This is a genomic window from Deltaproteobacteria bacterium (assembly GCA_016931625.1).
GTDB lineage: Bacteria > Myxococcota > XYA12-FULL-58-9 > XYA12-FULL-58-9 > JAFGEK01 > JAFGEK01.
The window spans coordinates 22396-30042 of the sequence record JAFGEK010000147.1 but is presented as its reverse complement, the minus strand read 5'-3'; the positions used below and the strand labels follow the sequence as shown (position 1 = coordinate 30042).

Annotated in this window: 6 protein-coding genes; 5 read left to right on the top strand and 1 reads right to left on the bottom strand. The window is 40.8% G+C overall.

Going from position 1 to position 7647, the window contains the following annotated elements; translation table 11 throughout:
* Positions 1-265 precede the first annotated feature (265 nt).
* On the top strand, positions 266-1765 hold the full coding sequence (locus JW841_12555; protein ID MBN1961767.1) for a hypothetical protein: 1500 nt from the start codon (positions 266-268) through the stop codon (positions 1763-1765).
* A gap of 379 nt (positions 1766-2144) precedes the next feature.
* Positions 2145-2363: a cold-shock protein gene (locus JW841_12550; GenBank protein MBN1961766.1), complete on the top strand. Its 219-nt coding sequence runs from the start codon at positions 2145-2147 to the stop codon at positions 2361-2363.
* 88 nt (positions 2364-2451) lie between these two features.
* Here the strand turns inward: JW841_12550 and JW841_12545 are convergent, their stop codons facing one another.
* Complete coding sequence (locus JW841_12545; protein ID MBN1961765.1) at positions 2452-3120, bottom strand: DsbA family protein; 669 nt, start codon at positions 3118-3120, stop codon at positions 2452-2454.
* A 107-nt stretch (positions 3121-3227) separates the two neighbouring features.
* Between JW841_12545 and JW841_12540 the strand changes: the two genes are divergently transcribed.
* The 3 genes from JW841_12540 to pnp all read left to right on the top strand — a co-directional run bounded on the left by JW841_12540 (position 3228) and on the right by pnp (position 7604).
* Entirely contained in the window at positions 3228-4727 is a 1500-nt protein-coding gene (locus JW841_12540; GenBank protein ID MBN1961764.1) for a protein kinase, read from the top strand.
* A 367-nt stretch (positions 4728-5094) separates the two neighbouring features.
* Positions 5095-5364 (top strand): 30S ribosomal protein S15, encoded by a 270-nt coding sequence (gene rpsO / locus JW841_12535; GenBank protein ID MBN1961763.1) that lies wholly within the window; start codon positions 5095-5097, stop codon positions 5362-5364.
* Between the two features lie 107 nt (positions 5365-5471).
* Positions 5472-7604: a polyribonucleotide nucleotidyltransferase gene (gene pnp / locus JW841_12530; protein MBN1961762.1), complete on the top strand. Its 2133-nt coding sequence runs from the start codon at positions 5472-5474 to the stop codon at positions 7602-7604.
* The last annotated feature ends 43 nt before the right edge of the window (positions 7605-7647 follow it).

Below are 7647 nucleotides of genomic sequence, written 5' to 3'. Positions count from 1 at the left end.
TAGGGAATAGGGAATTTTAAGTGAGAGCTTATTCGAAATCGTCTCTATCATTCTCTCAAGAAAAGCAATTTTTGATCTTGCACCCTCATATTAGCTTGTCCGCTTGCTTAGGTGTGAGGTACGAATATGATAGATCTGTAACACGACCGTAAGAGTGAGTGACTGATTTTATAAGCAACTTAAATGATCTTTTATAAGATAAAGTAAGTTACATACATGGTGCGGTTTTCTTTGCTTTAGACCTATAGATGGATAGGATTAATGTGTGAGTGATAAAAAAGGGTCGGTCTCAGACAGCCTTGATGAGATTCTAGGCCCTGAGTTAACAGCCAAGCTAGCTATTCCAAAAACGGGCACTTCTGCGTCCAGTAAAACGAGTTCGTCAACTACATCACCAACAAACACTAACTCGAGGGCGCCGTTGCCACCACCATCTAGCAAGGTACCGCTACCACCGCTACCACCACCACCACAAAATTCGAATTTAGCATCACCACCTTCGACATCTAGTTTATCGTCATCAACCTCTCCAGGTTTTTTAGCGACATCAAGTGATTTTAGCAGTGCTCCAATGCCACCAAGTCCGCAATTGGGTACTTCTCCTTTTGCTGCTCCCAAACCGCCTCAATCAAAAGCTACTGCAACAGCTAATCCTGTTGCTAATCGTCCACTTGCATCTTTTGATTTTACCGCGGCACCAAGTTCAGCGTCTTCGTTAACAAAAACGCCAGAAAATATTGGCAAAGAAAAAGCTATCGATCAGTCTGCGGATGATACCAAAACAGGATCAGAATCTGCATCTGAACCAACTTTAACTTCGATTGTACATCCACAATCATCTTCAGATAATTCAAAAAGTGAATCGATATCGCCGACAGAATCTTCTTCTGCTAATGTTGAAGCAACCGCTTTGGGTGATAACAGCGAAGCTGCAGAATTGCATAACGATAGTGAAAATGCTTTTGATGCAAATAGTCCATCGGCGTATACGGATGCAGCATTTGATGGCATCGACCAAGCTGCATCTGTTGAATCATTTTCGTCACCTAATGCTGGGGCAAAATTAAGTAAATTAACTTTAGATTGGCGACTATTAGTCATAGCGGCTGAGGCGTTATTAATATTATTTTTACTAATAATAGTAATTATAAATGCAAATTCATCAGTGACAGATAAAAAACAAAATCTTCAAGCTGCGTCTGTTTGGCGTGGTTTTGTTGCAAAAAATGAACAGTTAATCTGCGGTCCTGATAAAGCTTATGCGATAATTGGTACGGTTGAGAAGGGCGCAGTTGTCGAACGAATCGCTATAAAAGGTGATTACAGTCTTGTACATGATAATGCTGGTCGAGTCGGATATATTCGAAGTTCTGCTTTATCAAGCATAGCCCCAGCAATTACCGCAGATTTACCCTTTACTCAGTGTCAGCGTTTTCCTCTTGAATCTGATATTAGCAATTGCGAGCAGCGTAGCCGAGAGCAATTTGAGGCATGTAATGCAGGTTGCCAAAATGAAACATGTACTTCTAAGTGTTCAGCAAGATTAGCTGAATGCAGAGAAAAATGTACGCAAGCAGTAATTTCAACTAAGCCAGGATTATCTGATAATACTGATAAGTCATCAGAGACCTCTGCTAATGTCATTCCATTGGAGGAACCAGATGATAGCAAAGCAGAAACTGGCATGGCTTTAAAGTTCAAGAAGAAGAAAGGCAAAAAAAAGGTTGGGCATAAACGTCGCGTTAAAAAAAGAAAACCGCATTGATTAAACAGACCCAACAATTAAATTTATATATAAGTGGCATGATTATATTTTTATTATAATAGTAAAACCGTGTTTAGTGATTATAACGTTTTTATCATAGCAATAGCTTTGTTATAAAAGATTACAATCGGCTAAAAGAGAAGATCGTAATCGTTGTATTATAAATAGGTAATTTACATTTATGCTAATCATTTTGTCTCTGGCTTTGTGACTGCTACTAGTGTATGAATTAATTTAGTTGATGGGAATATTGGCAGACTGATTTAACATGAGTAGTATTTCAGGCTTCCTTATTTTACCCAATGACAATTTTTTTCGTATTTGGTCTAATAAGGCTGAATACTGTAATGACCGCTTTTGCGGTGAGAAGGATTTTGGTATGCAAGAGTCTGATGCTCAGACAGGTATTGTGAAGTGGTTTAATGAAAGCAAAGGGTTTGGTTTTATCAAGCCTGATAGCGGTGGCAACGATTTATTCGTGCACTTCTCTGCGATTAAATCAGATGGTTTCCGAACTTTGGCTGAAGGTCAAAAGGTCAAGTTTGAAGTTGTGCGTGGTCCTAAAGGCCTACAAGCACAAGCAGTAGAGACGTGCTGATAATATAATCGCAATTGCTAGAGGCGCCTTTTAGAGCGCCTCTAGCAAGCTAATCTTTTCACAACTATCCATAACATTATTACCCAACTTAAGGTTGTTCTACTTTACATCCCTTATTTAGTAGCATGGGATAATACTCATCACGGCTAGCACCACTAGTGCTAGCGATAGCAATGGCTTTATCGATTTCAGTTTTAAATTCAGCCAAAGGTAAAGACCCCACTAAACGTTTACCATTAATAAAAAATGTTGGGGTTGCACTAACTAGGGCCATAGTAGCGTCATTTTTATCGGCGCTAATCCGAGAAAAGCTTTGGCGTTCTGTGAAGCATTGATTCCATAGATCAATATCTAATTCAGCTTGTTGCGCATAAGATGCCAAATCATCATTTGAAAGTGCAGATTGGTGGGCAAATAAAATTGCGGCCATTTCCCAGAAACGGTTTTGTGGCTGTGCACATTGTGCGGCGATAGCAGCATTGTAAGCAAATTTATGTTGCGGTAGCGGAAAGTGCCTAAACACTAAACGTAAATCATCTGGATAGGTATCAAGTAGTTCTTTAATAGTATTATTAGCTTCGCGGCAATACGAGCATTGAAAATCAGAAAACTCGACCATAGTTACCCAAGCGTCTTCTGGTCCACGGGTGGGAGAATCAGAGGCAATACTAAGTACGCATTCTCCGATTGGTTCAACTTGTTGACAGCTAAGAGTAATTAGTAAGTTTATAAAAATAATAATATTTGATGTTTTCATGAGGTTAATAAAGTATCATATCATTGCGGTATTTGCCAAATTGACTAAATAGTTGTAATTTTTGTTATCGCGATAACCAATAGATTAATGCAATAGTGTATAAACATATGGAAGTGAATTTAGATCCATATCATCTCAGCCCTGGTAGCAAATTAGGGTCATATTTAATCGGTGAGACTTTAGGTAGTGGTGTAGCTGCAACTGTATATCGTGCACAAGATGTTACAAGGCAGTGTATTGTAGCTTTAAAGGTATTACACACTCCTCATAAAGATGGTGGTATGCCACTAGCGCGAATGCGTCGTGAAATTGAATTACTTTCACGCTTGGACCACCGTGGTATTTGTCATGTTTTTGAACTTGGTGTTGCCGATAGTTTAGTTTTTTTAGTAATGGAATACATTATTGGTAAAGGGCTTAGCGCCATTATCGAGCGTGAAGGTAAGATTACTCCCGCTCGCGTGATGCGAATATTTCATGCAATTGCTAAGGCTCTTGCTACTGCTCATGTTCAAGATATAATTCACCGTGATTTAAAACCAAGCAATATTATGTTGCGTGACGATGATACGCCGGTAATTCTTGATTTTGGTTTAGCTAAAGGTCCGCGAGTATCGCAATTGACCTCAGTCGGGGTTTGGGTAGGTACTTTTCAATATGCTGCCCCTGAAATATTGCGTGGTGAGCGTCCAAGCAAAGCCAGCGATGTATTTGCATTAGGGGTTAGTCTGTATCAGTCACTAACTGGAGAGCTACCATTTCGTAGTGAACATGTTGGGCCGATTGCTGAAGCGATGATTCGTCATGGTCCAACACCTGCAAGTGAGCTAGTTACAGGTGTTTTACCTACTTTTGATGATTTAATCGCACATTCATTGCGTTTCAAGGCTAATGAACGCCCTAAAGATGCAAGCGAGTTTGCTGCCGAGCTTGAACGAATTTTGCCTAAACAGCAGCAGTATTCAAAAAGAGAGCGTGATGAAATTACCGCTATTGTTGAAATGCCACGACGTCGGCGTTATCAGTCTGATAATAGTCCAAAGCAACAAAATTCTGAGCAAACACCACAGTTTAGTCGTGATTTAACACCTGTATTTGAGCGCCCAATAAATGCAGTTGATGATATGGAAGATGAGCCAACAGCTATGTTTAGGCGACCACAAAACACGGCGGATAGTGATGCAACATCAATATTTAAAATGCCTTTAACATCAGCGCCTACTAAACGTACTAAAGCAAATAGCAAAGCAAAAGCATCTGTTAAATCACCAGCAGTTGCTCAACCAACATCTAAAAGTGAACCAACCGCCGCTTCTGCAATTGAAGAAAAACCAACAAAACCAACGGTATCTTCACAAGCTAAAAGTTTACCAACAAATCCCACCCAAGAAATAACTGATGTATCATCACCGCCACAGATACCAGAATCATTAGAACTGATACCAGAACCACTACCACAACAACCATTAATACCTGGAATACCTTGGCGTTATGTCTCACCTAATAAAGGTGGATTGATCGAACCCAAATCGATAAATCAGACGAATCGTAGTGCTAGCGGTCCACAAGCAGCAGTGCAGAGTAAACCAAAGTTAAAGCCGAAATAAATAGAGTTGATCACAAATAAGAACATCAAAAAGTATCCGTCTATCAGCTATATCATCGCCTTTCATTCGCAGTTCCTTATTTCCTGTTCTTTAAATATCCAGTTCAAATTTGTTAGTTAAAGATAAAAAATCGGTCATTACATTAAAATGTAGATTTAAAGAACAGAAAACTTAAGAATTTACGAATTATAAGTGAGCTTATTCGAAAAGAGTGTCTAATATAAGCTTGTGGCATCTTTATGAAAAAGGGAGATAGATGCACTCAAGTCCTTGACTGTTGTTATCGGATCTCGTAGTGGAAGGGCGCAACTAGCGCATTTCTCCACCACGCCGGGGATAGGCGCAACATTTATTAGCGAGGTATATCATGGCGCTGGATACAGAAAAGAAATCTGAAATTATTGACAAATTTAAAACTCACGCTAGTGATACGGGTTCACCTGAAGTTCAGGTAGCATTACTAACTGAGCGAATTAACGGGCTTACTGAGCACTTTAAGACTCATAAAAAAGATCATCACAGCCGTCGCGGGCTGCTTATGCTAGTTTCACAGCGCAAAAGCTTGCTTGAGTATTTAAAGGGTAAAAATTTTGATCGTTATCGTAATCTTATTACGTCTCTCGGTCTGCGCAAGTAATAGCATAAGTATTACGACTTGAGCGGGCGCATAATTAAGGATACTGCTTTCGTAGGATATGAGAAGCTCCGCTCATAGGGGTGTGAGTTCAAGAGAGAAGAAAACTAATGAATTTTTTAGAAAAATCCGTTCAAATTGGTGAACAATTTATAACTTTTCAAACTGGCAAACTTGCAAAACAATCTGCTGGCTCGGTGCTTATCAAAGCTGGTGGCACAGTAGTGTTAGTTACAGTTAATGCCGCTAAAGAAGCTAAACATGGTATTGATTTTTTACCGCTTACTGTTGATTACCAAGAAAAAATGTCTGCTGCTGGTCGTATTCCAGGCGGCTTTTTTAAGCGTGAAGGCAAGCCACGTGATGACGAAACGCTGATCTCACGTTTTATTGATCGTTCTATCCGACCTTTATTTGCTGAAGGTTGGTCATGTGAGACCCAGGTTACTGCAACAGTATTTTCATCTGATCCGACCTTTCCGGCTGATACGTTAGCAATGTGTGGTACATCGTTAGCGTTAGAATTATCTGAAATTCCGTTTTTAGGCCCAATTGCCGGTATGCGTATTGTACGTATTAACGGCAATTTAGTGGTGAATCCGCCTTTTGAAGATCGTGAAAAGGCGGATCTTGATATGTTTGTGTCTTGTAGCCGTGATGCCATTGTTATGGTTGAAGGTGGCGGCAATGAAATTAGCGAAAAAGACGCAATCGATGCTCTGCTTTTTGCACATGAAGAAGCACAAAAGGTTTTAGCGCTGCAAGAAGAGATGAAAAATGAAATTGGGCGTGCTAAGCGTGAAGTCACCCCGCCCCAAGTTGATGCACGATTGGCAGCGCAAGTAAAAGAGATAGCCACATCAAAATTACGTGCCGCTTATGATATTCGTGAAAAAGTGCCTCGCTATGCCGCGCTTGATGTAGCGAAAAAAGAGGTCATGGAGGCATTAGTTGCAAAGGATGCGACTATAGCTGAAAGAGCTGACGAGGTTAGCAGCATTCTATCGGCGCAAAAGCATTATATGGTACGTGAGCAGATTTTAACTGAGCAATCGCGTATTGATGGCCGTGGTTTAACCAATGTTCGTCCAATTACCTGTGAAACTGGTGTATTGCCGCGTACTCATGGTTCGGCTTTATTTACGCGTGGAGAAACGCAAGCATTGGTAACCGTGACTTTAGGTACTCGCCAAGATGAACAAAAGATCGATGACTTATTGGGTGAGCGCTATCGTTCGTTTATGTTGCATTATAATTTTCCGCCTTATTCAGTTGGCGAAGTAAAACCATTGCGTGGCCCAGGTCGTCGTGAAATCGGCCATGGTGCTCTAGCTGAACGGGCTTTAAAATACTTAGTGCAACAAGACGGCAAAAATTTTCCCTATGTCGTTCGCGTGATGAGTGACATTCTTGAGTCTAATGGATCGTCTTCGATGGCAACGGTTTGTGGTGGTTCATTAGCGCTTATGGATGCCGGCGTACCTATGAAAGGTCCATGTGCTGGTATTGCTATGGGATTGATAAAAGATGGTGATCGTATAGCAGTATTGACCGATATTCTTGGCGATGAAGACCATCTTGGCGATATGGATTTTAAAGTCGCGGGTACCACCAATGGTATTACTGCTATCCAAATGGATATTAAAATAAAGGGGGTATCACGCGAAATTTTAGAGAGTGCTCTTGAGCAGGCGCGACTTGGGCGTTTGCATATCCTTTCTGAGATGGCGCGCACCATTACCGAAAGTCGTCAGGATATTTCAAATCTAGCTCCACGTATTACCTCGATGAAGATAAAGGTTGATCGTATTCGCGATGTAATCGGACCAGGTGGCAAGGTTATTAAAGATATTATCGCACGTACCGGGTGCCAAATTAACGTCGAAGATGATGGAACGGTACAAATAGCATCAAATGATGGCGATGCATCAGACCAAGCTATAAAGATGATTCAAGATCTCACCCAAGAGCCCGAAATTGGCAAATTATACATGGGCACAGTGCGTAAGATCATGGACTTTGGCGCTTTTGTTGAGATATTCCCCGGCACTGATGGCTTGATTCATATTTCTGAATTGGCAAATCGTCGTGTAGCCCGGGTTGAAGACGTATTACAAGAAGGCGACGAAGTATTGGTTAAAGTGATAGGCCTAGAAAAGGGCAAGATCAAATTATCGCGTAAAGAGGCGATTGCCGACGAAGAAAAGCGTCGCAATGAAGCTGAAGAAGCAGCCGTTAATTAGGGACCCCCCTGATAATCTTGATATACATAAAGAATTTTTAAAC

Excerpts from the sequence above, each read along its gene's own strand:
- JW841_12550 (MBN1961766.1), top strand. The coding sequence starts at position 2,145 with ATGCAAGAGTCTGATGCTCAGACAGGTATTGTGAAGTGGTTTAATGAA.
- JW841_12545 (MBN1961765.1), bottom strand. The coding sequence starts at position 3,120 with ATGAAAACATCAAATATTATTATTTTTATAAACTTACTAATTACTCTT.
- JW841_12540 (MBN1961764.1), top strand. The coding sequence starts at position 3,228 with ATGGAAGTGAATTTAGATCCATATCATCTCAGCCCTGGTAGCAAATTA.
- rpsO (MBN1961763.1), top strand. The coding sequence starts at position 5,095 with ATGGCGCTGGATACAGAAAAGAAATCTGAAATTATTGACAAATTTAAA.
- pnp (MBN1961762.1), top strand. The coding sequence starts at position 5,472 with ATGAATTTTTTAGAAAAATCCGTTCAAATTGGTGAACAATTTATAACT.